This is a genomic window from Colwellia sp. BRX10-1, assembly GCF_014077545.1.
In the GTDB taxonomy this organism is placed as follows: Bacteria; Pseudomonadota; Gammaproteobacteria; order Enterobacterales; family Alteromonadaceae; genus Colwellia_A.
In genome coordinates this window covers 1-25,350 of sequence record NZ_JACGWC010000039.1, presented here as the reverse complement: position 1 = coordinate 25,350, position 25,350 = coordinate 1, and the positions used below count along the sequence as shown (strand labels likewise).

The window sequence follows — 25,350 nt, the reverse complement described above, 5'->3', positions numbered from 1 at the left end:
GAACACGTACTCCGTCATCCTGAACACGTACTCCGTCATCCTGAATCCGTACTCCGTCATTCTGAACCCAACTTCCGTCATCCTGAACTTGTTTCAGGATCTCGACCTTAAAAACTCAAAGCCCAGATACTGAAATAAATTCAGCATGACGAGAGTGGATATTGGAATAAATTCAGCATGCACTCAAACGCCATCATTATGAACCCAACCTCCGTCATCCTGAACTTGTTTCAGGATCTCGACATTAACAACTCAAAGACCAGATACTGAAATAAATTCAGTATGACGATAGTGGATACTGAAATAAATTCAGTATCCACTCAAACGCCATCATTCTGAACCCAACTTCCGTCATCCTGAACTTGTTTCAGGATCTCGACCTTAACAACCCAAAGCCCAGATACTGAAATAAATTCAGCATGACGTGAGTGGATATTGAAATAAATTCAGTATGACGAGAGTGGATACTGAAATAAATTCAGTATGACGAGAATGGATACTGAAATAAATTCAGCATGACGAGAATGGAGACTGAAATAAACTACTTGATAATTTTGGAGAAAAATTGATTTACACTTAGTGATGGATGAGTGTATTTACGCTATATCTCAAATGCATATTCAAGCACGAAAGTTTATTAAGCCTACAATGAACAATGCATTAAGTATTTTCAAAAAGAGAAAAATAAGTATAGAAAAACAATATGGTAAGATTTAACTAATATCTGTTTATATGAAAGTAATATTAGATTACTGTCGCTTGATGTTGAATGGTTTAATGTTGTTCCCTACATTCAGGAAAAATATTCAGTTGCATTGAATTATCTGAATATTAAGCACAGCACGTATTAATAAAAAACCCGCAATCTCTATGCGAGAATGCGGGTTTTTATTAAGAATTACAAATTAGCAGCGCTAGCTTACCAACCTGTTTTCTCTTTAAGTGCTACGCCGATATCAGCTAAAGAACGAACAGTTTTAACACCAGCCGCTTCTAATGCTGCAAATTTCTCATCAGCAGTACCTTTACCACCGGCGATAATCGCGCCAGCGTGACCCATACGCTTACCTTCTGGTGCAGTAACACCAGCAATGTAAGATACAACAGGTTTAGTAACGTGTGCTTTGATATATTCAGCCGCTTCTTCTTCAGCAGTTCCGCCAATTTCACCAATCATTACAATTGCTTCAGTTTGTGGATCATTTTGGAACATTTCCAATACGTCGATGAAGTTAGTTCCTGGGATCGGGTCACCACCAATACCTACACAAGTAGATTGGCCAAAACCTGCATCAGTTGTTTGCTTAACGGCTTCGTACGTTAACGTACCAGAACGTGAAACAATACCTACTTTACCAGGCTTGTGGATGTGACCAGGCATGATACCAATCTTAGTTTCGCCAGGAGTAATAACACCTGGGCAGTTAGGACCGATCATACGAACGCCAGATTGATCAAGCTTAGCTTTAACGTCAACCATATCTAAAGTAGGAATACCTTCAGTGATAGTAACGATAAGCTCGATGCCTGCATCAATTGCTTCTAAAATTGCATCTTTACAGAAAGGAGCTGGAACGTAAATAACTGTTGCTGTTGCGCCAGTTGCTTCTACAGCTTCACGTACTGTGTTAAATACTGGTAGGCCTAAATGCGTTTGACCGCCTTTACCTGGGCTTACGCCACCGACCATTTGTGTACCGTATTCAAGTGCTTGTTCTGAATGGAATGTACCTTGACCACCGGTAAAACCTTGACAGATTACTTTAGTATCTTTATTAATTAAGATAGACATTATTTGCCCTCCGCAGCTGCTACAACTTTAGTCGCTGCATCAGTTAATGACTCAGCAGCAATGATATCTAAGCCAGATTTTTTAAGAACTTCACGACCTTCTTCAGCATTTGTACCTTCTAAACGTACAACTACAGGTACTTTAACGCCTACATCTTTAACTGCAGCGATAATACCTTCAGCAATCATGTCACAACGTACGATGCCACCAAAGATGTTAACTAAAACAGCTTTAACGTTGTCGTCAGAAAGAATGATTTTGAATGCTTCAGAAACACGTTCTTTCGTTGCTCCGCCGCCAACATCTAGGAAGTTAGCTGGCTTGCCGCCGTGTAAATTAACGATATCCATAGTACCCATTGCTAGGCCTGCACCGTTAACCATACAACCAACGTTACCGTCTAAGGCTACGTAGTTTAATTCAAAACGTGCAGCATGAGCTTCACGTTCATCTTCTTGAGATGGATCATGGAACGCGCGCATTTTAGGTTGACGGTATAAAGCATTACCATCGATACCAATTTTGCCGTCTAAACAGTGAAGATTACCTTCGTCAGTAATAACTAACGGGTTGATTTCTAATAAAGCGAAATCGAAATCTTCAAACATTTTTGCAAGACCTAAAAAGATCTTAACAAATTGCTTCATTTGCGTCGGGTTTAAACCTAACTTAAAACCTAATTCACGAGCTTGGTACGGTTGAGCACCAACAAGTGGATCGATTTCAGCTTGGTGAATTAACTCAGGCGTTTCTTCAGCAATCTTCTCAATATCAACACCGCCTTCAGTAGAGGCCATGAATACTACTCTACGACTAGCGCGGTCAACAACAGCACCAAGATATAATTCGTTAGCAATATCTGTACAGCTTTCTACTAAAATTTTAGCAACTGGCTGACCGTTAGCGTCAGTTTGGTAAGTAACTAAGTTCTTACCTAACCAGTTTTGAGCAAAATCTTTGATTTCTTGCTTAGATTTAACTAGCTTAACGCCGCCAGCTTTACCGCGACCGCCCGCGTGAACTTGAGTTTTAACAACCCACATAGTGCCGCCGATTTTATCAGCCGCTTCTGCCGCTTCCTGAGGTGTATCGCAAGCGAAACCTTCAGAAACTGGTAAACCATATTCAGCGAATAATTGTTTCGCTTGATACTCATGCAAATTCATGGTGTATTTCCATTTATCTGTGAATGATAATGACAGCTGTTCTTAGTTATAAATATGAGTAAAATCTTAATTTTAATCATAAATATAAATAAAATTCGCTATCATCGAAAAAAGTTGATCGATTATAGTATAAAAGCTCTAAGGAACAAAGTCCCCAGAGCTAATACTATAGTCTAAATCAAAAGATTTAATATTCTCGATTATATATCAAGAAGTAGACGTGTTGGATCTTCTAACAAGTCTTTAATTGCCACTAAAAAGCCAACAGATTCTTTACCATCAATTAAACGATGATCATAAGAAAGTGCTAAGTACATCATAGGAAGTATTTCAACTTTTCCATCAACAGCCATAGGTCTGTCTTGGATCTTATGCATACCTAAAATAGCCGCTTGCGGTAAGTTTAAAATAGGTGTTGAAAGTAGTGAACCAAAAACACCACCGTTAGTAATTGTGAAATTACCGCCGGTCATATCTTCAATTGAAAGCTTTCCGTCGCGACCTTTTATTGCTAAGTCACGAATACCATTTTCAATCGCTGCCATACCTAATTGATCTGCATCACGTAATACTGGTGTTACTAAGCCACGCGGCGTAGAAACAGCAATTGAGATGTCAAAAAAGTTATGATAAACAATATCGTCACCATCGATTGATGCATTAACCGCTGGAAAGCGTTTCAATGCTTCAGTAACCGCTTTAACATAAAATGACATAAAGCCTAAACGCGTATCATGCGTCTTCTCAAAAAGATCTTTATATTGCTTACGAAGATCCATAATTGGCTTCATGTTAACTTCGTTAAACGTTGTTAGCATTGCCGTTGAGTTTTTAGCTTCTAATAAACGTTTGGCAATTGTCTTGCGTAAACGTGTCATAGGTACACGTTTTTGTGTACGTTCACCTAAATCTTGTGCAACAGGCGTCGCGGCAGCAGTTTTTGCCGCTGGAGCTGGAGCTGCAGGTTTATTAGCCGCTGCTTCAACATCTTCTTTAGAAATACGTCCACCTTTACCTGTACCTCTAACATTAGCAGCTGTTAAGCCTTTTTCTGTCATTAAACGACGAACAGAAGGGCTAGCTAATTCATCAGAGCTAATCGCATCTTCTGAAGTAGCTGCAGGAGCACTTGCTGTTGCGCCCGCATTAAGTTGGCCAATAACTTGTGAACCTAATACCGTGTCACCTTCGACGTGGATTATCTTACCAATCACACCATTGTCTTGAGCAACAACTTCTAGAACAACTTTATCCGTTTCGATATCAACCAAGTTTTGGTCAACAGAAACTGTATCACCCTCAGCAACATGCCAAGTAGCAACTGTTGCATCAGCAACAGACTCAGGTAAAACCGGTACGATGATGTCGATAACTTTCACTGCTGTTGCCGCCGCAGGAGCTGATTTTGCCGCTGCTGCAGGTTTTGCCGCTGCAGGAGCTGAAACATCAGCTGATGCATCGCCTTCAGTGAGGATTGCAATTACTTGCTCGCCCAATACTGTTGCGCCTTCGGCTTGAGAAATCTCAGTGATCACTCCATCAACGACAGCTTGTACTTCAAGCACAACTTTGTCAGTTTCAATATCTACTAATACTTGGTCACGTGAAACTTTATCACCTACTTGAACATGCCAAGTAGCTACGGTTGCATCAGCAACAGATTCAGGTAAAACGGGAACCTTAATTTCGGTTGTCATTTATTTTATTCCTTACTCACTAGTCTTCAACAGATAGCGCGTCATTGACTAGCGCTTGTTGTTCTTTTACATGGACAGACATATAACCTACAGCTGGTGCTGCAGAGGCCTTACGACCAGCATATGTCAAATAAGTACCTTCAGGTATTGCCGCTCTAAAGTGATGCTGTGAACAATACCATGCACCTTGGTTTTGCGGTTCTTCCTGACACCAAACGAATTGCTTAACATGCTGGTATTTGGCCAACTCTGCTTGAAGCTCTTCTTCTGGAAATGGATATAGCTGCTCGATTCGAATGATAACAACATTTTCTTGCTCACTCTTGCGACGCTGATCAAGTAATTCATAGTAAACTTTACCACTACAAAAAACGACACGTGTCACTTTTTTCGGATCGATATCGTCAACTTCACCAATGACATTATGGAACACACCCGTCGATAGCTCTTCTAATGAAGAGACCGCTAAAGGATGTCTTAATAATGACTTAGGCGACATAACAACCAATGGACGACGCATAGGACGAACAACTTGTCGACGCAGCATATTAAATACTTGCGCAGGTGTTGATGGCACACAAACTTGCATATTATGATCGGCACAAAGTTGTAAGAAGCGCTCTAATCGTGCAGATGAATGCTCAGGACCTTGACCTTCATAGCCATGAGGTAACAACATAGTTAAACCACATAAACGGCCCCACTTTTGCTCACCTGAACTAATAAATTGGTCAAAGACTACTTGTGCACAGTTAGCAAAATCACCAAATTGCGCTTCCCAAATAGTAAGCCCTGCAGGCTCTGCTGTGGTATAGCCATATTCAAAGGCAACCACTGATACTTCTGACAACACTGAGTCATGAATATCGAATGGACCTTGTCCTTCGCGAATATTTTGCAAAGGTAAGTATTTGCTAGCATCATCTTGGTTATGTAAAACAGCATGACGATGGAAAAAAGTACCGCGACCAGAGTCTTGCCCAGTAATACGAACACGTTTACCTAAATCAACAACCGAGGCATAAGCTAAGTTTTCTGCCATACCCCAATCGAGTAATTTTTCACCCGATGCCATTTTAACGCGATCATCGTATATCTTCTTAACACGACCTTGTACAGGATGAGACTCAGGATATGTTGACAATTTACCGGCAAGTTCTTTCAGCTTTTCAACAGAAATTTCTTTATCGTAATCATCGTCCCACTCATGGCCAAGGTATGGAGTCCAATCGACAGAATGCTCTGTCATAGGTCGCCATTGTTCAACCGTACACTGACCTTCGTCTAGCAATTTACGATAATAAGAGGTTAATTCATTCGACTTATCTAAATTGATTGAACCCTCAGTATCAAGTTGCTGTGCATAGAGTTGACGAGGTGTTGGGTGTTTCTTAATTTTTTTGTACATCAATGGCTGCGTTGCACTAGGCTCATCAGCTTCATTGTGACCATGACGACGGTAGCAAACAAGGTCGATAACGACATCGCGCTTAAATTCGTTGCGATAATCAAGGGCAATTTGTGTTGCCAAGATAACAGCTTCTGGGTCATCGCCATTAACATGAAGAATCGGTGCTGAAACCATTTTTGCTATTTCAGTACAATATTCACCACTGCGCGTATCTGCAGGATTTGACGTTGTAAAACCAACCTGATTATTGACAACGATACGTATCGTTCCGCCAACTTTAAATGCACGTGCTTGTGACATATTAAAAGTTTCTTGAACCACCCCCTGACCGGCAATAGCAGCGTCACCATGAATCGTAACCGGAAGAACCGTATCACCGACTTTATCACCACGTCTGTCTTGACGCGCACGGACTGAGCCAATAACAACAGGGTTAACAATTTCTAGATGCGATGGATTAAAGGCCAAAGCTAAATGAACATTGCCACCAGGCGTTACAAAATCTGATGAATAACCTTGGTGATATTTAACATCACCTGAAGATAAAATTTCATCGTGCTTACCGCCAAACTCGTCAAATAACTTTGACGGATTTTTACCCATCACGTTAACTAAGACATTTAAGCGGCCACGGTGAGCCATACCAATAACAACTTCTTTAGTGCCTTGCGTACCAGCACGAGTAATAAGCTCTTTTAGCATAGGTATTAACGCATCACCACCTTCAAGGGAGAAACGTTTAGCGCCTGGAAACTTAGCTCCAAGGTATTTACAAATACCATCGGCAGCGATAAGACCTTTAAGAATTTCTTCTTTTTGGTCGACAGAAAATTTTGCTTGCGACTGAACAGACTCTAAACGTTGTTGGATCCAACGTTTTTCATCGGTGTCAGTAATGTGCATATATTCAGCACCGATAGAACCACAGTAAGTAGTTTTAAGGGCATTGTATAAGTCACCTAACTTCATCGCATCTTGAGAAGTAGCAAATGAGCCGACGTTGAACTCTGTATCAAAGTCGTTTTCTGAAAGTTCATGATGCGACAGTTGTAAATCGCGTACCTTATCTCGCTTCCACAAACCTAATGGGTCAAGGTTGGCATTTTGATGTCCACGAAAACGAAAAGCATTAATTAGCTGTAAAACTTTAACTTGTTTGGCATCACTACTACCAGAAACAACAACAGTTTTATGGGATTGCTTAGCTAATTCTTTAAATTCATTGCGGATTTCAGAGTGCCTGAATTCTAAGTCAGCACCTTCAATTTTTGGAAGTTGTTGGAATAACGTTCGCCATTCTGCAGAAACAGATTGGGAGTTATCCAAATAAGATTCGTATAATTCTTCAATGTAAGTAGCGTTAGCGCCACTTAAATGAGAAGACTCTAACCAAGCCTTCATTGTACCTTCGGGCATTGCCTGTTCCTTTATGGGATAAAAGCAATAAAAAAATAAACAATTATCGTTAGCAAGTCAACTAGACTAATGGCTAATTGTCATCTGCTAATGATGACTATTCCTGTTTTAAAACACCAAAGTGCTAGATAATTTCATCTAACACTCTGCTATTTAATTTTATACTGCGCGTGAAATCAACATCGACTTAATATGGCCGATAGCTTTCGTTGGGTTTAATCCTTTTGGACAAACATCAACACAGTTCATAATACCATGACAACGGAATACGCTGTAGGCATCTTGCAAACCATCTAAACGTTCTTCGGTTGCAGTATCACGGCTATCAATTAAGAAGCGATAAGCATGCAACAAACCTGCTGGTCCAATAAACTTATCTGGGTTCCACCAGAAAGACGGACAAGAAGTTGAACAACAAGCACATAAAATACACTCATATAAACCATCAAGCTTTTCGCGCTCTTCAATCGATTGAAGATGCTCACGTGCAGGAGGGTTTTTACCATCATTAATTAAGAACGGCTTGATTTTTTCATATTGATTATAGAACTGTGTCATATCAATAACTAAATCACGTACTACCGGTAAACCAGGTAAAGGGCGTAACACTATTTTCTTTGCTGGAACAGCCGATAATGGTGTAATACAAGCTAAACCATTTTTACCGTTAATATTCATACCGTCAGAGCCACATACTCCCTCACGACATGAACGACGGAAAGAGATAGTCGTATCTTGCTCTTTTAATAAAATAAGTGCATCAAGTACCATCATATCTGAGCCTTCTGGAATATCCAGCTCATAATCTTTCATGTAAGGTGCATTATCAACATCAGGGTTGTAACGATAAATCGAAAAAATTTGTTTCATTGCAATGCTCCTTAATATACACGAGCTTTCGGTGGGAAAGCTTCACGATGAATAGGTTTCATATTTACAGAACGTTTTGTCATCTCTTCTGTTTCTGGCGTGTAGATAGAGTGGCATAACCAGTTCTCATCATCACGTTCAGTGAAATCTTGACGGGCATGTGCACCACGAGATTCAGTACGGAAGTTAGCTGCTTTAGCTGTACAAAAAGCCGTTTCCATCAAGTTGTCTAATTCTAAACACTCAATACGTTGCGTGTTAAATTCTGTAGACTTATCATCGAGGCTCGCATGTTGAAGACGTTCACGGATTTCAGTCAACTCTTGCATGCCTTCGGCCATAGCCTCACCTTCACGGAATACCGAGAAGTTAAATTGCATACATTTTTGCAAGTCTTTACGTATTTTAGTTGGACTTTCTCCACCTTTTACAGATGACTCCCAACGATTAGTACGTGCTAATGAAGCTTCTAAGTCAGACTCAGAGGCATCTTTTCCGCTTTGCGTATCATTTAGGTAAGTGCCTAAGAAATTACCCGCTGCACGACCAAAGACCACTAAATCAAGAAGAGAATTACCACCTAAACGGTTTGCTCCATGAACAGATACACAAGCGATTTCACCAACGGCAAATAACCCTTCAACGATAGTTTCTTTACCCGTTTCTGGGTTAAAGTTAATCGCTTGGCCATTCACGTTACAAGGAACACCACCCATCTGATAATGACAAGTTGGTATAACTGGAATAGGTTCTACTGCTGGATCTACGTGAGCAAATGTTTTCGATAAATCACAAACACCTGGTAAACGTTTTTCAAGCGTTTCACGGCCTAAATGATCAAGTTTAAGTTTAAGATGCGGACCCATAGGACCGTCAAAACCACGACCTTCACGGATCTCTGTCATCATAGAACGAGCAACTACGTCACGACCTGCTAAATCTTTAGCATTTGGTGCATAACGTTCCATGAAACGCTCGCCATCTTTGTTAAGCAGGTAACCACCTTCTCCACGACAACCTTCAGTAACAAGCGTACCTGCACCGGCGATTCCTGTTGGATGAAACTGCCACATTTCCATGTCTTGCATCTGTATGCCAGCACGAACTGCCATACCAACGCCGTCACCAGTATTGATGTGAGCATTAGTTGTTGATGCATAGATACGACCAGCACCACCGGTAGCTAATACCGTAGCACGGGCTTTGAAGTAAACAATCTCGCCTGTTTCGATACAAATAGCGGTTGTACCAACAATAGCACCGTCACTATTTTTAACTAAATCTAGTGCATACCATTCAGAGTAGACATTAGTTTTATTTTTAACGTTTTGTTGGTACAAGCAATGTAATAAAGCATGGCCAGTACGATCGGCTGCGGCTGCTGTACGTGCAGCTTGTTCGCCACCAAAGTTTTTAGATTGGCCACCGAAAGGACGTTGATAAATCTTACCTTCTTCAGTACGAGAAAAAGGTAGACCCATTTTCTCTAACTCAATAATAGATTCAGGACCTGTTTTACACATGTATTCGATTGCGTCTTGATCTCCGATATAATCAGAACCCTTAACGGTATCGTACATATGTTGTTCCCAATGATCTTCATGCGCATTACCTAGCGCAACAGTGATACCACCTTGAGCAGATACTGTATGAGAACGAGTAGGAAAAACTTTAGAAATCAAGGCACAAGATTTGCCTGATTCAGAAATAGCTAATGCAGCGCGCATACCTGCACCACCGGCGCCAATAACTATAGCGTCAAATTCACGAATTGGAACGCCCACTTATACACCCCACACAATTAAAAAGCCTGCCGCAAGGTAAGCTAATAAAGTAACAGAAAAGAAAAATTGTAATGACCCACGCAAAAAAGCTGGTTTAATATAATCAGACAATACTTGCCAAATACCAATCCACGCATGAATAACAACTGACAAAACAGCAAGTAATGTTGCTATTTTTACTGACATCAAGCCAAAAAAGCTATGCCAAGCGTCATAAGTTACATCTGGAGTAACTACAAAAAAGCCAGCGATCAATAACGTATATAACGTTAAAATAATAGCGCTTGCTCTTATAAGAATAAAATCATGTACGCCATTTCGGCCTACAGTAGCAATGTTGTTTACCATAACCAAACTCCTACTACGACGGTAAGTATAAACCAAAGTGCCATAGCAAATTTAGCACTGGTGTTACCTGAAGCTAATTCTTCAAAATGGCCTAAGTCCATAAATAAGTGACGAACACCCATTAATATATGGAACGTTAGAGCAGAGATTATGCCAAACATAATGAATTTAAATATGAAACCATCCAGACATGCTTGAACTTGAGCAAATCCTTCAGCGGAAGATAGAGATAACGAAAGTGCCCACAATAATATACCAATAGCAAATACCATAATGACACCAGAAACACGGTGCAATATCGAGGCGTTTGCCGAAGGGTGCATTTTAATTGTAGTCAGATCTAGGTTTACAGGACGTTGTTTTTTCACAATTTCGCCTAAAGAGTTCTTTGAGCCTTCAACTTGTTTTTTTATTGCTCAATGAAATAAGTAAACGTGTTTACAATCAATTGAGCAATCCCCTAGCGATCTTAGTTAATATTTGTCTATTAATGAAATAATCTACAAATACAAAAATTAGATCAGCTTGATTATATAGCTGAACATTTTTAATTACAATTTTCTTACGCGAGAATTTCACCTTTATTTCAAAGGTATCAGACTATTATTTAACCTATTTTAGCAATTCTTTAACTTTAGTCTAAGGTAGAAACAATTGGTTTGACTTTAAGGGGGTATAATGAAGTAGAATACGGTCAGTTTTATATTCATAAAAACTGACTAACTTTTCAAAAGTAAGTTCAGCAAGCGAATTAAATAATTTATAGGGGATTAAACATATGGCTGAATCTAAAGCCACTCTCAGTATTGATGGTAACGTAGTTGCAGATTTACCAATACTTTCAGGTAGCGCCGGTAACGACGTAATAGACATCAGAACTTTGGGTAATTATGGTTATTTCACTTATGACCCGGGTTTCTTAGCAACCGCTTCATGTGAATCAGCTATTACTTATATCGATGGTGGTAAAGGTATTTTACAACATCGTGGTTATCCAATTGACAGTTTAGCTAAACAAGCTAACTATCTAGAAGTTTGTTATATATTGTTAAATGGTGATGCACCAACATCGACTCAATATGATGAATTTGTTGATATTATTACCAACCATACTATGGTTCACGAGAAACTGGCTCATTTTTTCCAAGGTTTCTTGCCTGACGCACACCCAATGGCAATGCTTTGTGGTGTTGTTGGTGCTATGTCTTCATTTTATCATAGTGATTTAGACATTGAAGATCCTGTGCAACGTATGCGTAGTGCGCATCGCTTAATTGCAAAAATGCCAACTATTTCAGCAATGGCTTACAAATACAGCATTGGCCAACCATTCGTTTATCCACGTAATGAATTAAGCTATGCAGAAAACTTCTTACATATGATGTTCTCTGTACCTGCAGAAGAGTATGTTGTTAGCCCTACTGTTGCCCGTGCCATGGATAGAATATTTACATTGCATGCAGATCACGAGCAAAACGCTTCAACATCAACAGTTCGTTTAGCTGGTTCTTCTGGTGCTAACCCTTATGCATGTATCGCTGCAGGCGTAGCATCTTTGTGGGGCCCTGCACATGGCGGCGCTAACGAAGCCTGCTTAAAAATGCTTGAGCAAATTGGTACATTAGAGCGTGTTGACGAATTTGTTGCTCGTGCTAAAGATAAGAGTGATTCATTTCGCTTAATGGGTTTCGGACATCGTGTTTACAAAAACTTTGATCCACGCGCAACAGTAATGCGTGAAACATGTCATGAAGTATTGAAAGAGTTAGGCATAAAAGATCCTCTTTTAGACGTGGCAATGGCTCTTGAAAAAGTGGCCCTTGAAGACCCATACTTTATTGAGAAAAAACTTTACCCGAATGTAGATTTTTATTCAGGTATCATCTTGAAAGCTATCGGTATTCCTACCAACATGTTCACAGTAGTATTTGCTATGTCTCGTACCGTGGGTTGGATTTCTCACTGGGATGAAATGTTAGGTCAAGCGGGTCAAAAAATTGGTCGTCCTCGTCAAAACTATATTGGTGAAATTGACCGTGAATTTATCCCATTAAATAAAAGATAATTATTTATTTTATAAATCACTCTTTGAAAGGTAGCTCACGCTACCTTTTTTATTCCTTCAATTTTAGTCGCATCATAAAAACAATTAATAACCCTTTTTTCTTTGATTATCAGGAAATTTCTTTTGCCTCGCCTTAGTAATAATTTTCTCTTTACTGCAATAAAAACAGCTTTATCTTGATAAAAACATAAAACAGCCCAATAAATAATCATTATAACAATAAAGAATACTAGCTATACACATAAAAAATAGTATTAATAAACAGTAAATTAAAAAAACACAGACGGATAGTTCAGCTTAATTCCGGGCCAAATCTATACCGATAATAGCTAAAAATTACTACAATAATTGTTTAAAATACTGGTGATTTATTAATTATAAGTAAAATAATTAATACCTTGCCACTGCATATTTATTTTTCCAACACTATACCCAGCTAAATCAACTGTAATTGTCACCTTACACTCTCACAATCATTGATTGATTTATTAATAAATCAACCAAACCATTACAATTCTGCTGCCTCAACACTTTAAATTAAGGTGCAGCCAGCGGATAAAGTCGTCATTGTTAAGGGTAAAAATAGCGAGATAAAGAAAAAAGTTAATTGCTTACGGGATTTGCTGTATTCAGTGTTAATTCACCCTTATAATGTTAAAAATTTTATGAGTTAATGATTACGGTATGTCTGAATATCAAATGAGATTTGGTGGAATTGCGCGTCTTTACGGCGCTGCAGGTGCTGCTTTATTAGAAAAAGCGCACTTCTGTGTGATAGGCATCGGTGGTGTTGGTTCTTGGGCTGCTGAATCTTTAGCAAGAACAGGGATTGGTTCGATAACATTAATTGATTTAGATGATATCTGCACAACCAATATCAATAGACAAATTCACGCACTTACTGAAACGATTGGAGAAAGTAAGGTCGATGTGATGGCTGAACGTATTAAGCAAATTAATCCAAGCTGTCAGGTGAATGTCATTGAAGATTTTGTCACTTTTGATAATTTGCGTGAACTATTAAGTAACGATTTTGATTATGTCATCGATGCTATTGACTCAGTGAAAATAAAAACGGCTATTATTGCTCATTGTAAACGTAATAAAATACCGGTAATTACTATTGGTGGCGCAGGAGGGCAAACAGATCCAAGTAAGATTCAACTTTGTGACTTGAGCCAAACTTATCAAGATCCATTGCTTGCTAAGGTAAAAAATCAACTGCGCCGTGAATTTAACTTCCCGAAAGCCGATGCAAAAACAAGCAATAAGCGAAAGTTTTCAATTGATGCCGTTTTTTCTACTGAACAACTGGTTTATCCTGATGAAAATGGCAATGTTTGTCACGCAAAGCAAACTCAAAATGGTACGGTACGGTTAGATTGCAGCTCAGGTTTTGGCGCGGTTACTCACGTTACAGCCACATTTGCTTTCTTTGCTACCAGCCGTGCAATTAAGAAATATTTAGCTAAGCATCAGCTTTGATGTTGCCTTGCCATCATTTTAATTTTTTCAACGATGGCTTTAACACCATTACTACGTGATGGGCTCAAGTGCTGTAACAAACCCAACTTTGAAAAATAAGATTGGTCGTCAAACGCTAATATCTGTGCCGATGAAAGCTGCTGAAAAGCAGCTAATATAATCACCATTAAACCTCGAATAACTTTAGCGTCACTGTCGCAACTAAAAATAAACTCATCTTGAGTATTTTTAGTTGCCATTAACCAGGCATGACTTTCGCATCCTACAATCAAGTTAGTGTTGTTACGGAAGCTTTTATCCATTCTGACTAATGACTTACCCAACATCATTATTTCTCGATGACGAGAATCCCAACCTTTTAATAAACTAAATCTTACTATCATAGCTGAGTGATTAGTTGAATTGACCGGCTGTGCTAAGTGATATGGTTCAATAATAATTTTATCAACATTGTCATCCGTGCCTTGGATCAGTAAATTTAGTTTCTCAATAAAAAAATCAATTTCTGCATAAGTATTATAAGCCGCTAATGAAACTCTAATACAGCCACTTAATTTTAAATAGTCCATTAAAGGCATCGCACAATGATGTCCACTTCTGATGGCAATACCATATGCATCTAGGCCGCTAGCAATATCGTAATTATGTGCACCAAAGACGGTGAATGAAACTACGCTAATATCAGGTTTGTCCTCAACAACAAATTTAACCGCTTTAATTTGTGATAATTTTTCATAACAGTAGGATGTCAGTAAGCTTTCATATTTTGCTAACTGAGCTACTCCAAATGAATTAATGAATTCAATACTGGCAGAGAAAGCAATAACACCAGCATAGTTCGGTGTCCCAGCTTCAAATTTAAAGGGGAGTTGATTAAATGATGTTCCTTGAAAACTAACTTTTTTTATCATTTCCCCACCCCCCTGATAAGGAGGCATAGCCGTTAATAAGTCACGTCGACCGTATAAAACACCAACGCCCGTGGGTCCAAACATTTTGTGTGCTGAAAAAACGTAGAAGTCACAGTCTAGAGTTTGCATATTTAGTGCTAAGTGGGCACAAGCTTGAGCACCGTCAATAACCGTTATGGCTTTATATTTTTTAGCTAAGGTGATTATTTTTTTAACGGGATTAACTTTACCAATCACGTTAGAAATATGCGTAAAACTAACCACCTTAGTTTTTTCATTAAAATAATCTACTAAGCTATTTTCATCGATACGACCGCTCGCATCTAAAGGTAAAACTTTAATAATAGCGCCAGTTTTTTCGGCAATCATTTGCCAAGGCACGATGTTAGCGTGGTGTTCAGCATGGCTTAATAATATTTCATCGCCCGCTTGTAAGTTTTTCTGCCCCCAACTCTGAGCAATTAAATTAATTCCTCCCGTTGTACCTGGAGTCCAAATGATTTCTTCTAAGTATTTGGCTTGAATAAAGTGTTGCACCTTAGCTCTAGCTTGCTCAAAAGCCAAAGTAGCTTTAGCACTCAGAGCATGTGAGGCGCGATGAACATTAGCATTATATTGCTGATACACCTCAGCTTCGGTATCGATAACCACATTAGGCTTTTGAGTGGTAGCGCCATTATCAAAATAAACTAAGGGCAAGTCGTTGACGGTATTACTGAGCAAAGGAAAATGCTGGCGAAATGTGCTGACATCGAATTTATTCATAAGAGATTACATGCAAAGATAATATTACTGACATAATTATACCTGATAATACTATAAAAATTGATCATTTAAACAATCAAGAGTCTCACTAGTTTATTTAGACAATAGTCCAAAATAATAGGTTAATTTATCTGTTTTAAACTAGAGTTAAACAGTAAAGAAAATAAAGGGTGAAAAGTATGAAGTTATTTTCATGGTTCATTAAAGCAAATAAGCATCCAAAGCCTGCACAAGAAGGTTTACCAACAGCTGTATCAAATGACATCGCAGATGAAGGAATAAATGCACTTAATCGCAATACTATGTGGCCGATAGCAAAAGTTAAAAACGCGACTGTGATTATTAAGAAGGCAAATAAGAAAATGAATACGTCTCAAAGTACCCATAAATACGAGACGACTAAAGCGAGTAAGCCAATTATTGGCCCTATTCCTTTAGGTTAGGCAGAGCTCTTCTCAACTAATCTGGCTGATAGAAATAGCGCGAAAGCGTTATTTTTTTGCTTCTATTGCTAAACTAACATTATGTAAATAGTGTGGCATTAAGAACTTTTCGGGGTTGTCGGCTAGCAATTGTAAGTATAAAGCTGGAAAGCCTGTTTGATAATAACGCATCCTAGTTCTTTGCTTTAAAGGTTTTATTGCAACAAAGTCTTTTTCATTACAGCTTTCAGCAATAAAAGCACCCACGCTATCACCTTCTTTAGAAACAGTCCCTAATTTCCAACCTTGCGCAGTATGAGTCACTAACGATGTTTTCCTTGAAATATATTTAGCCCAAGGTAATTCACTGAGAATTATCGCACGGACTTTCTCACGAGAGCCTTGATAAAAACGGGGCAAAATTGCAACATTATGGGAGAACATCGCATTTTGCACAGCCAAGCAACGAGAATGATTTTTAGGTAGCGCGTACTCATCAATAAAGCCAAGTAGATGAGCCAGCTCATGGTAAAAGACTTCTGCATTATCATGACGATCAATATATAAAATACCCGCGTTTACGTTAGCACCGCCTTTTTCAACAAGCACCGCAATGAACCTGTCTACTGACACTCGCTTATTATTTGGCCAGATAGATTCGTCACATCGAATCGCTTCATTAGTACTTTGGTGACAAGCGAGTGTTATTTTACTGATGTATTGTACCGGTGAAAAACAAAGGTAAGGTTGTAATGTTGCTAACGTCGAGGATGATATCAGTTCTTCAAAATATACTAAGTCGCGTAGATTCGTTGCATAGGGCGCAATGCTCGCTAGACAATTTGCTTGTGACGGTATATTTGGAGTATTTAAGACATTGTAATGCAATAGCTTTTTCGAAAAAGACTCAAGTTCTTCAGATGGTTTGTCTGCGTTTATCGTCTCAAGTTGCTTAATATATCGGTCTATTTCTGGTTTCTGTCCTATTGAAATTGAAATCTCAAGTAAAAGCGTTAGGGCAGATCCATTAGATGATATTGGTAATAATAATTTTTTAGCCGCAAGTAGTTTGTTATGGGAAAAATAAATTTTCGCTAAGTCTATTCTTGCTTGCTGATGACCTAATCGAATGGCTTGTGCAAGCCATAGCTCGATATTTTTATTATTGTCGCCTTGCTTATTTTTATAATATTGGGCTAATTTAAATGCCACCTCTCCATCACTTTTAGCCAGTGATTTAGCAATATTTTGCCATCTTGGGTCGTTATCAACATAAGTATTTAAATGCTTATACAAAAGAGTGTTTAAGCCAAGCTTTTCTATAACGGTTAATTGTGAGTGGTTAGCGTAACCATTTTCTACGGCTTTAATTAATGAGTTTACCGATACAAAAGAGCTTATTGATATAACAGTCAATAAGCTGATGATGGTTAAGCTGACTTTATATTTCATTTGCAGGTATAAATAACATCCATCAACACATTAAGACGACTTAGCGGCTTTAACAATTTCTTGTCGCATTAAGTCTAACTCAAGTTTGGCGTATCTGTGTTCAACAAACTCATAGACGTTAGTACTTAAGGCTAATTTAAAAAAGTTTGCTGCAAGTTCATTATTGTCTTTGAGTTGATAGTATTTACCTAAGTAGAAATATGCCTCGCACAGACGTTCACTTAAAGCCTTATTAGAATTTACGCCTATTGATAATTGACTGATAAATTCTTGCTCGGTTATCTCACCTAGATAAAGTTGAATAATATTTTTAGCCCAAACACTCTCTTCAACTTGCTCTGCCGCGACCTTTAATGATGTTTTCGCATTAAGGTTATTTGCCGCTGACTCGGCTAAATACATCCATAAAATACGGTAAGGGTCATTACTTTTTCGTTGCTGAAAAGTACTAAAATCATCAATAGATAGTTCAGCACGACCCCCATAATATAAAGCAATCCCTCTATTTAAATAGGCATATTCATGTTCAGGCGCTAAATCTATTGCCGAATCAAAAGCCTCGTAAGCTTGGTTGAACTCTTGCAATTGGGTGAAATGGATCCCTAAAAAATTATAGGCATCAACAAAGTCTGGCTTTAAACGCAAAGCTCGATTGAAATCAAGACGGGCTAATGAACGTAAACCAACACTGTCGTAAACAACACCGCGGTCATAATAAAGTTCAGCTCGTTGGGCATCGGTTATTTCAGCTCTTTGAATAACATCAGTTAGACGCGCTATCGCTATTTCACTTTTATAATTTATGGCTAATGGTTCGACAATGATAAGTTGATTCATGGCGAGCGAATCGTCATTTTCTGGGCTGCTTGCACAACCTTGTAAAGATGAGATGACGATGACAAGCGCTACTTTAAAGAATTTATTCACAGAAATAATGTACCTAATGAAATTTTGTATTGACTCATTTTAGTATATAAAAAAGGGAGCCATCAGGCTCCCTTTTTTCTAACTTTTTAAGTAAGCTATTCAGCAGCGTCAGCTACTGGTGCTTCCTTTTTCTCATTAGCTTCTTTAATACTTAAACGTACACGGCCTTGACGGTCGACTTCAAGTACTTTAACCGTAACTTCCTGGCCTTCAGTTAATACGTCACTTACAGCATTAACACGTTCGTCAGAGATTTGAGAGATGTGAACTAAACCATCTTTACCCGGAAGTACGTTAACAAAAGCACCAAAATCAACGATACGTACTACTTTACCTTGGTAAATTGTACCTACTTCAATTTCAGCCGTTAATGCTTTAATACGATTAATCGCATCTTCAGCTTGCTCACCATTAGTTGCAGCAATTTTAACAGTACCATCGTCATCAATCTCGATAGTTGTACCTGTTTCTTCTGTAAGCATGCGGATAGTAGCACCACCTTTACCAATGATGTCACGAATTTTATCTTGGCTAACTTTGATGGTATGAATGCGTGGTGCAAACTGTGAAATATCATCACGGTGACCAGAGATAGCTTCATCCATTACAGATAGGATATGAGTACGTGCAGCTTTTGCTTGGTTTAAAGCAAGTTGCATGATTTCTTTAGTGATGCCTTCAATTTTAATGTCCATTTGAAGTGCAGTAATACCACCAGTAGTACCCGCTACTTTAAAGTCCATGTCACCTAAGTGATCTTCATCACCTAAAATGTCTGAAAGAACAACAAAGTCGTCGCCTTCTTTAACTAAGCCCATTGCAATACCAGCAACAGAAGCTTTAATTGGTACACCAGCATCCATTAATGCTAATGAAGCACCACAAACAGAAGCCATTGAAGATGAACCATTTGATTCTGTAATTTCAGAAACAATACGCACAGCATATGGGAATTCTTCAAGTGAAGGCATAACCGCTAACATACCGCGTTTTGCTAAACGGCCATGGCCGATTTCACGACGCTTTGGAGAACCAACAAAACCTGTTTCACCAACACAGTATGGAGGAAAGTTATAATGAAGCATAAATGCGTCAGTCTTCTCACCCATAATAGTATCAAGACGCTGTGCATCACGTTGTGTACCTAAAGTAGCCGTAACTAACGCTTGTGTTTCACCACGAGTAAATACCGCAGAACCATGAGTTCTCGGTAATACGCCTGTCATAACGTCTAGGGCACGGATCATTTCAGGATCACGACCATCGATGCGAGGCATGCCTTTAGTGATGCGACCACGAACAACGGTTTTTTCTAAGTCATGGAATAAATCTTTCGCTTCTTGAACGTTAAGATCTGCATCGCTTGCTAATAATGTTTCAACAACACCATCGCGGATTTCTTTGATTTTTTCGTAACGAACAGCTTTTTCAGTGATTTGGTAAGCTTCGTTAACTTGTGCTTCACTCAATTCTGCAATTTTAGCAATAAGGTCAGCATTCTTAACTGGTGCAACCCAATCCCACTTAGGATTGTTAACTTCAGCAGCCATTTCTTTAATTGCTGTGATAGCCGTTTGCATTTGCTCATGGCCATACATAACAGCGCCAAGCATAACTTCTTCAGATAAAATATCAGCTTCAGACTCAACCATTAGTACTGCAGAATCAGTACCTGAAACAACTAAGTTTAACTTAGACGTTTCTAATTCAGATTGTAATGGGTTAAGAATGTATTTGCCGTCAGTATAACCAACACGTGCTGCGCCAACAGGACCACTAAATGGCATACCTGAAATAGCTAAAGCTGCAGACGTACCTAATAAAGAAATGATGTCAGGGGCAATTTCTGGGTTAGCAGAAACAACCGTAATAACAACTTGAACTTCGTTAGTAAAGCCATCTGGGAAAAGTGGACGAATTGGACGGTCAATTAAACGACAGATTAATGTTTCTTCTTCAGAAGGACGGCCTTCACGTTTAAAGAAACCACCTGGGATTTTACCCGCTGCGTATGTACGCTCTTGGTAGTTAACTGTTAATGGAAAAAAATCTTGTCCTGGTTTTGCTTCTTTCTTACCAACAACAGACACTAATACACACGTATCGTCCATGCTTGCCATAACAGCACAAGTTGCTTGACGTGCGATAGCACCAGTTTCTAAAGTAACGGTATGTTGACCGAATTCAAATGTTTTTGTCACTGTATTGAACATAAATGTTCCTTTTTAGCTAAATATAAATTTTCTTGATTAACCAATCTGTACAATTATTTATTCACTTAGAGCAAAATTTTAACCGCTTAAGTTGAACAAAAAATTATACAGTTTGGATTGATTAGTTTTGCAAAAGCTTAAATTTTCTAAAAATTTGCAGGCACATTATACTATCAAACGCGCTATTTACTAGCCAGAAAGGGGAATTGTTATTAAGAAAAGACAAAAAAGCGTACTTTGACTAAGTTTGGGCAAGTTACCCAGTAAATTAGCAATAAAAAAAGGAGCTATAAAGCTCCTTTTTTTGATATTACCTTTAAGAAAAAAGGTAACAAATAAGTCACATCTTAACGACGTAGACCTAATTTAGCGATTACCGTTGTGTAACGCTCAACGTTTTTGCCTTTTAAGTAATCAAGTAACTTACGACGTTGTGCAACCATGCGCAATAAACCACGACGTGAGTGATGATCATGGATGTGCTCTTTGAAGTGACCTTGTAGGTGGTTGATTTGTGTAGTTAACAAAGCAACTTGTACTTCAGGTGAACCAGTATCACCTTCTTTTTGAGCATATTCTGCAACGATTGCAGCTTTTTCTGTAGCATTTAAAGACATAATAAATCCTTAGTGTGATGTACTCGAAAGTACTTAAAATTCGCACCTCGCCAAACACTAATTCAGCTAAGGTGACAAAAGAGCGCGCATTGTATCAGCGACAGACGAAATTGCAACTGATATTTGTGTCACACCATTAATAACTTGTCGTTAGACTATATAACATTTAACCATGAGTAAACGCTGTTTTATTTTACTGATATAGGCGATAACCAGCCAAGATCCTACAATGTTAAATAATTTATTACAGCGTTTTCAAAAATTCGTCTAAAACAACAATGCGTTTTGGTGCAATTAAACCGTTGTCGTCTATGTGACCAACACCAATGAACTCTCCATCATTGATATTGTCTCCAACAAAAACCTGCACTAAACCTTCAGCTGGAACATTAGCTGCTTGTACTGGATTACCGTGGCGTAAAAAGTTAGCAGACATATCATCTATAAAAACCTCAGGGATACCATCACAGGCCGTCGTCATCGGTAACAATAAAGGGTCAAGTAAAGTAGAAGGCGCTAACTCTTGCTCTTCTGCTTGTGCCACTAATGCTTGTAATTGTTCCAGTGTTACCATTTTATCTGTAGGATAATTTCCCACGGCACTTCTGCGTAAATTAGCAACATGTGCGCCACAACCAAGCAGTTCGCCTAAATCGTCGATGATAGTACGAATATAGGTGCCTTTAGATACATGAATATGTAAATCTACTTCATCACCTTCAAAGCGTAATAAGTCTAAACGAAAAACCCTAATATCTCGGGACTCACGAGGGACCTCAACACCTTCTCGCGCATATTTATATAAAGGCTGGCCTTTATATTTTAACGCTGAGTACATGGAAGGAATTTGTTGTGTGGTACCGCGAAAAGACTCAAGTGCTATTGCTAATTGCTCACTTGATACATCAACCAGCTTTTCCGCAACAACTTCGCCGTCAGCGTCACTGGTTGTAGTGCGCACACCCAATTTTGCTGTTACTTGATAGGTTTTATCAGTATCAAGTAAAAATTGAGAAAACTTAGTTGCTTCACCTAAACAAATCGGCAACATACCGGTAGCAAGTGGATCTAATGCCCCAGTATGCCCGGCTTTCTGTGCAAAGAAGATACGCTTAACTTTTTGTAAAGCACTGTTCGATGACATGTCATAGGGTTTATCAAGTAGGATCACCCCATTAATTGGGCGACCTTTTCTGCGTTTAGCCATCTAGCTGTACCCTATGAATTTTCTTCGTTGTTGAGATCAGTTGCTTCTTTAGAGGCGGTAGCATCTCGCTCTGAGCTTTCAGCAATATGCTTATCGCTAGCGACAGCTTCATCAACCAATGAACTCATTCGAACACCTTCAGCCATAGAGCTGTCATAAACAAAACGTAAATGCGGCATAATACGAGCACGTAATTTCTTCGCTAATAACGAACGAATAAAACCAGCAGCTTCATTTAACACTTCAATGGAGCTTTTTATTTCTGAGGCTTCATTGGTAAAAAAAGTCACGAATATTTTTGCGTAAGCTAAATCACGTGTCAACTCGACAGCAGAAACTGTTGTCATGACTAAGCGTGGATCTTTAACTTCGCGCATCAAAATAGTCGCGATTTCTTTTTGTATTTCTTGTCCGACACGGTCGGTACGGGCAAATTCTCTTGCCATAGGAAATTCTCCTAATAAAATTATCGAGGACTTTTACCTGATAACTTTTAATATATAAACAAAAATGGAGGCAAAGCCCCCATTTAGTATTTGTACAACAGTAAGTGAGCTATCTCATTACATTGAAGCCGATTAACCAACAAAAGCAGTCAATCAATCAGCAATAATCTAAAGTTATAGCGTACGCTTAATTTCTATTGTTTCGAATACTTCAATTTGGTCACCAACGCGAACATCATTGTAGTTCTTAACACCGATACCACATTCAGTACCGTTACGAACTTCTGCAACATCGTCTTTGAAACGACGAAGTGATTCAAGTTCACCTTCGTATATAACAACCAAGTCACGTAATACGCGAATTGGAGCACTACGTTTAATGATACCTTCAGTAACCATACAACCAGCGATTGCGCCGATTTTAGGCGACTTAAACACGTCACGAACTTGTGCAAGACCAATGATTTCTTGCTTGAACTCTGGCGCTAACATGCCGCTCATGGCTTGTTTAACTTCATCAATTAATGCGTAAATAACACTATAGTAGCGTAAATCAATGTTTTCAGATTCAATCACTTTACGCGCAGATGCATCAGCACGAACATTAAAACCAACCACGATGGCATTTGAAGCCGCCGCTAATGTCGCATCAGTTTCAGTAATAGCACCAACACCTGAACCTATGATTCTAACTTTAACTTCATCAGTAGATAACTTAAGTAATGAGTCACTAATAGCTTCAAGTGAACCTTGAACATCCGACTTAATTACAACGTTTACTTCAGAAATTTCGCCTTCAGCCATACTTGCAAACATATTTTCAAGTTTAGCTTTTTGTTGACGAGCAAGTTTCACATCACGGAATTTACCTTGACGGAATAAAGCAACTTCACGTGCTTTTTTCTCATCTTTAACAACAGTCGCTTCATCACCAGATTGTGGAACACCACTTAAACCAATAATTTCAACTGGGATAGATGGACCTGCTGATTGAATATCTTTACCATTTTCATCGCGCATTGCACGAACACGGCCATATTCTAAACCACAAAGAACAATATCACCTTGCTTTAAAGTACCTTCTTGAACCAGGATAGTTGCTACTGGGCCGCGGCCTTTATCTAATTTAGATTCAATAACTACACCACTTGCCATTTTATCGACAACAGCAGTTAGCTCTAAAACTTCAGACTGTAGCAATATTGAATCAAGTAAGTCATCAATACCTAAACCTGTTTTAGCTGAGACATGACAAAATTGAACTTCACCGCCCCACTCTTCAGATAAAACACCGTGTTGAGATAATTCACTCTTAACACGTTCGATATCAACACCTTCTTTATCCATCTTGTTTACAGCGATGATAATAGGTGCATCAGATGCTTTAGCATGTTGAATTGCTTCAACAGTCTGTGGCATAACACCATCATCTGCAGCAACAACAATGATAACGATATCGGTTGCTTTAGCACCACGAGAACGCATAGAAGTAAAGGCAGCATGACCTGGAGTATCTAAGAAAGTGATCATACCATGACCAGTTTCTACGTGATAAGCACCAATATGCTGAGTAATACCACCGGCTTCACCGTCTGCTACTTTCGCTTTACGAATGTAATCAAGTAATGATGTTTTACCGTGATCAACGTGACCCATAATAGTAACAACAGGTGCACGAGTAATCTCGATACCCGTATGATGACGGTCAGCAAGTACAGCTTCTTCCAAGGCATTTTCTTTAACAAGTACAACTTCAAAACCCATATCTTCAGCAACAAGTGCGGCTGTTTCTTGGTCAATAACTTGGTTAATGGTTGCCATTGCGCCTAGTTTGAACATAGCTTTAACAACTTCTGCGCCTTTCTTAGCCATTTTATTGGCAAGTTCAGCAACCGAAATAGTTTCGCCAATGCGAATATCTTGTACTTTTGTTTCTACTGGTTTAGTAAAACCATGTTTTAAGCTGTCAGGTGAAGATAAAGTTTTACCTTTACCGCGACCATTGTTGCGGCCACGAGCATTACGGTCTGCAGGTGCTTTTTTCTTCTTACGACGACGGCCACTTTCATCAGCAGAGTCACTTTTATCTTCAGCTTCTTGAGCATATTTAGAAGAAGTTAAATGAACAACCTCTTTCTCTTTAGCTTTACGCTCAGCTTCTTGTTCTTTCCAGCGCGCTTCATTTTCTTCTGCTAATTTTTTAGCGGCGGCTGTTGCCTCTTTAGCTTCTTCTTCAAGCTTAGCTTTTGTTTCAGCTTCTAGAGCAAGACGAACTTTTTTAGCTTCTTCAGTTTCTGCAATTTTTACTGGTACTTCTTCAGCATTTTTTGCTTTCGCTGCGGCTGCTTGCTTAGCT

At 38.9% G+C, this 25,350-nt stretch carries 19 protein-coding genes; 3 read left to right on the top strand and 16 right to left on the bottom strand.

Features of this window, described 5'->3' with window-relative positions; translation table 11 throughout:
• Positions 1 to 919: 919 nt before the first annotated feature.
• The 8 genes from sucD to sdhC form a co-directional block, all read right to left on the bottom strand.
• Positions 920 to 1,792: a succinate--CoA ligase subunit alpha gene (sucD, locus tag H4J75_RS18715; protein WP_070376201.1), complete on the bottom strand. Its 873-nt coding sequence runs from the start codon at positions 1,790 to 1,792 to the stop codon at positions 920 to 922.
• Positions 1,792 to 2,958 carry an ADP-forming succinate--CoA ligase subunit beta gene (sucC, locus tag H4J75_RS18710; protein WP_070376200.1) on the bottom strand — a complete coding sequence of 389 codons (1,167 nt, stop codon included), beginning with the start codon at positions 2,956 to 2,958 and terminating at the stop codon, positions 1,792 to 1,794. The genes sucD and sucC overlap by 1 nt, the downstream gene beginning before the upstream one ends.
• Before the next feature lie 200 nt (positions 2,959 to 3,158).
• Positions 3,159 to 4,655: a 2-oxoglutarate dehydrogenase complex dihydrolipoyllysine-residue succinyltransferase gene (odhB, locus tag H4J75_RS18705; protein WP_182215423.1), complete on the bottom strand. Its 1,497-nt coding sequence runs from the start codon at positions 4,653 to 4,655 to the stop codon at positions 3,159 to 3,161.
• Positions 4,656 to 4,674: 19 nt separating this feature from the next.
• On the bottom strand, positions 4,675 to 7,482 hold the full coding sequence (locus tag H4J75_RS18700) for a 2-oxoglutarate dehydrogenase E1 component (protein WP_182222941.1): 2,808 nt from the start codon (positions 7,480 to 7,482) through the stop codon (positions 4,675 to 4,677).
• Between the two features lie 159 nt (positions 7,483 to 7,641).
• The gene (locus H4J75_RS18695) at positions 7,642 to 8,352 is read right to left on the bottom strand and encodes a succinate dehydrogenase iron-sulfur subunit (RefSeq protein WP_070376197.1); all 711 of its coding nucleotides are present in this window, start codon (positions 8,350 to 8,352) and stop codon (positions 7,642 to 7,644) included.
• A gap of 11 nt (positions 8,353 to 8,363) precedes the next feature.
• The gene (sdhA, locus tag H4J75_RS18690) at positions 8,364 to 10,136 is read right to left on the bottom strand and encodes a succinate dehydrogenase flavoprotein subunit (protein ID WP_070376196.1); all 1,773 of its coding nucleotides are present in this window, start codon (positions 10,134 to 10,136) and stop codon (positions 8,364 to 8,366) included.
• Positions 10,137 to 10,484 carry a succinate dehydrogenase, hydrophobic membrane anchor protein gene (gene sdhD / locus H4J75_RS18685; RefSeq protein ID WP_070376195.1) on the bottom strand — a complete coding sequence of 116 codons (348 nt, stop codon included), beginning with the start codon at positions 10,482 to 10,484 and terminating at the stop codon, positions 10,137 to 10,139.
• On the bottom strand, positions 10,478 to 10,852 hold the full coding sequence (sdhC, locus tag H4J75_RS18680; protein WP_070376194.1) for a succinate dehydrogenase, cytochrome b556 subunit: 375 nt from the start codon (positions 10,850 to 10,852) through the stop codon (positions 10,478 to 10,480). Before sdhC ends, sdhD begins: the two co-directional genes overlap by 7 nt.
• 410 nt (positions 10,853 to 11,262) lie before the next feature.
• Between sdhC and H4J75_RS18675 the strand changes: the two genes are divergently transcribed.
• Positions 11,263 to 12,549 (top strand): citrate synthase, encoded by a 1,287-nt coding sequence (locus H4J75_RS18675; RefSeq protein WP_182215429.1) that lies wholly within the window; start codon positions 11,263 to 11,265, stop codon positions 12,547 to 12,549.
• 684 nt (positions 12,550 to 13,233) lie between these two features.
• The gene (gene tcdA / locus H4J75_RS18670; protein WP_182215431.1) at positions 13,234 to 14,034 is read left to right on the top strand and encodes a tRNA cyclic N6-threonylcarbamoyladenosine(37) synthase TcdA; all 801 of its coding nucleotides are present in this window, start codon (positions 13,234 to 13,236) and stop codon (positions 14,032 to 14,034) included.
• Here tcdA and H4J75_RS18665 read toward each other — a convergent pair.
• Entirely contained in the window at positions 14,025 to 15,710 is a 1,686-nt protein-coding gene (locus tag H4J75_RS18665; protein WP_182222940.1) for a SufS family cysteine desulfurase, read from the bottom strand. The two genes, tcdA and H4J75_RS18665, sit on opposite strands and share 10 nt — an antisense overlap.
• A gap of 179 nt (positions 15,711 to 15,889) precedes the next feature.
• Between H4J75_RS18665 and H4J75_RS18660 the strand changes: the two genes are divergently transcribed.
• Positions 15,890 to 16,153, top strand: a complete 264-nt coding sequence (locus H4J75_RS18660; RefSeq protein WP_182215434.1) for a hypothetical protein — start codon at positions 15,890 to 15,892, stop codon at positions 16,151 to 16,153.
• A gap of 48 nt (positions 16,154 to 16,201) precedes the next feature.
• Here H4J75_RS18660 and H4J75_RS18655 read toward each other — a convergent pair whose 3' ends face one another.
• The 7 genes from H4J75_RS18655 to infB form a co-directional block, all read right to left on the bottom strand.
• Positions 16,202 to 17,584, bottom strand: a complete 1,383-nt coding sequence (locus tag H4J75_RS18655) for a hypothetical protein (RefSeq protein WP_182222939.1) — start codon at positions 17,582 to 17,584, stop codon at positions 16,202 to 16,204.
• A gap of 30 nt (positions 17,585 to 17,614) precedes the next feature.
• Positions 17,615 to 18,511, bottom strand: a complete 897-nt coding sequence (gene nlpI, locus H4J75_RS18650; RefSeq protein WP_182215438.1) for a lipoprotein NlpI — start codon at positions 18,509 to 18,511, stop codon at positions 17,615 to 17,617.
• A gap of 95 nt (positions 18,512 to 18,606) precedes the next feature.
• Positions 18,607 to 20,724 carry a polyribonucleotide nucleotidyltransferase gene (gene pnp, locus H4J75_RS18645; RefSeq protein ID WP_182215440.1) on the bottom strand — a complete coding sequence of 706 codons (2,118 nt, stop codon included), beginning with the start codon at positions 20,722 to 20,724 and terminating at the stop codon, positions 18,607 to 18,609.
• A 347-nt stretch (positions 20,725 to 21,071) separates the two neighbouring features.
• On the bottom strand, positions 21,072 to 21,341 hold the full coding sequence (gene rpsO, locus H4J75_RS18640; protein ID WP_070376186.1) for a 30S ribosomal protein S15: 270 nt from the start codon (positions 21,339 to 21,341) through the stop codon (positions 21,072 to 21,074).
• 244 nt (positions 21,342 to 21,585) lie between these two features.
• Entirely contained in the window at positions 21,586 to 22,548 is a 963-nt protein-coding gene (gene truB, locus H4J75_RS18635) for a tRNA pseudouridine(55) synthase TruB (RefSeq protein ID WP_182222938.1), read from the bottom strand.
• Positions 22,549 to 22,559: 11 nt separating this feature from the next.
• Complete coding sequence (rbfA, locus tag H4J75_RS18630) at positions 22,560 to 22,994, bottom strand: 30S ribosome-binding factor RbfA (protein ID WP_182215444.1); 435 nt, start codon at positions 22,992 to 22,994, stop codon at positions 22,560 to 22,562.
• Positions 22,995 to 23,168: 174 nt separating this feature from the next.
• On the bottom strand, positions 23,169 to 25,350 hold a 2,182-nt coding region (infB, locus tag H4J75_RS18625; RefSeq protein WP_182222937.1), incomplete at its 5' end, for a translation initiation factor IF-2.

What these genes read in the sequence shown, in the direction of transcription:
- sucD (WP_070376201.1), bottom strand. Translation starts at nt 1,792, where the DNA reads ATGTCTATCTTAATTAATAAAGATACTAAAGTAATCTGTCAAGGTTTT.
- sucC (WP_070376200.1), bottom strand. Translation starts at nt 2,958, where the DNA reads ATGAATTTGCATGAGTATCAAGCGAAACAATTATTCGCTGAATATGGT.
- odhB (WP_182215423.1), bottom strand. Translation starts at nt 4,655, where the DNA reads ATGACAACCGAAATTAAGGTTCCCGTTTTACCTGAATCTGTTGCTGAT.
- H4J75_RS18700 (WP_182222941.1), bottom strand. Translation starts at nt 7,482, where the DNA reads ATGCCCGAAGGTACAATGAAGGCTTGGTTAGAGTCTTCTCATTTAAGT.
- H4J75_RS18695 (WP_070376197.1), bottom strand. Translation starts at nt 8,352, where the DNA reads ATGAAACAAATTTTTTCGATTTATCGTTACAACCCTGATGTTGATAAT.
- sdhD (WP_070376195.1), bottom strand. Translation starts at nt 10,484, where the DNA reads ATGGTAAACAACATTGCTACTGTAGGCCGAAATGGCGTACATGATTTT.
- H4J75_RS18675 (WP_182215429.1), top strand. Translation starts at nt 11,263, where the DNA reads ATGGCTGAATCTAAAGCCACTCTCAGTATTGATGGTAACGTAGTTGCA.
- tcdA (WP_182215431.1), top strand. Translation starts at nt 13,234, where the DNA reads ATGTCTGAATATCAAATGAGATTTGGTGGAATTGCGCGTCTTTACGGC.
- H4J75_RS18665 (WP_182222940.1), bottom strand. Translation starts at nt 15,710, where the DNA reads ATGAATAAATTCGATGTCAGCACATTTCGCCAGCATTTTCCTTTGCTC.
- H4J75_RS18660 (WP_182215434.1), top strand. Translation starts at nt 15,890, where the DNA reads ATGAAGTTATTTTCATGGTTCATTAAAGCAAATAAGCATCCAAAGCCT.
- H4J75_RS18655 (WP_182222939.1), bottom strand. Translation starts at nt 17,584, where the DNA reads ATGAAATATAAAGTCAGCTTAACCATCATCAGCTTATTGACTGTTATA.
- pnp (WP_182215440.1), bottom strand. Translation starts at nt 20,724, where the DNA reads ATGTTCAATACAGTGACAAAAACATTTGAATTCGGTCAACATACCGTT.
- rpsO (WP_070376186.1), bottom strand. Translation starts at nt 21,341, where the DNA reads ATGTCTTTAAATGCTACAGAAAAAGCTGCAATCGTTGCAGAATATGCT.
- truB (WP_182222938.1), bottom strand. Translation starts at nt 22,548, where the DNA reads ATGGCTAAACGCAGAAAAGGTCGCCCAATTAATGGGGTGATCCTACTT.
- rbfA (WP_182215444.1), bottom strand. Translation starts at nt 22,994, where the DNA reads ATGGCAAGAGAATTTGCCCGTACCGACCGTGTCGGACAAGAAATACAA.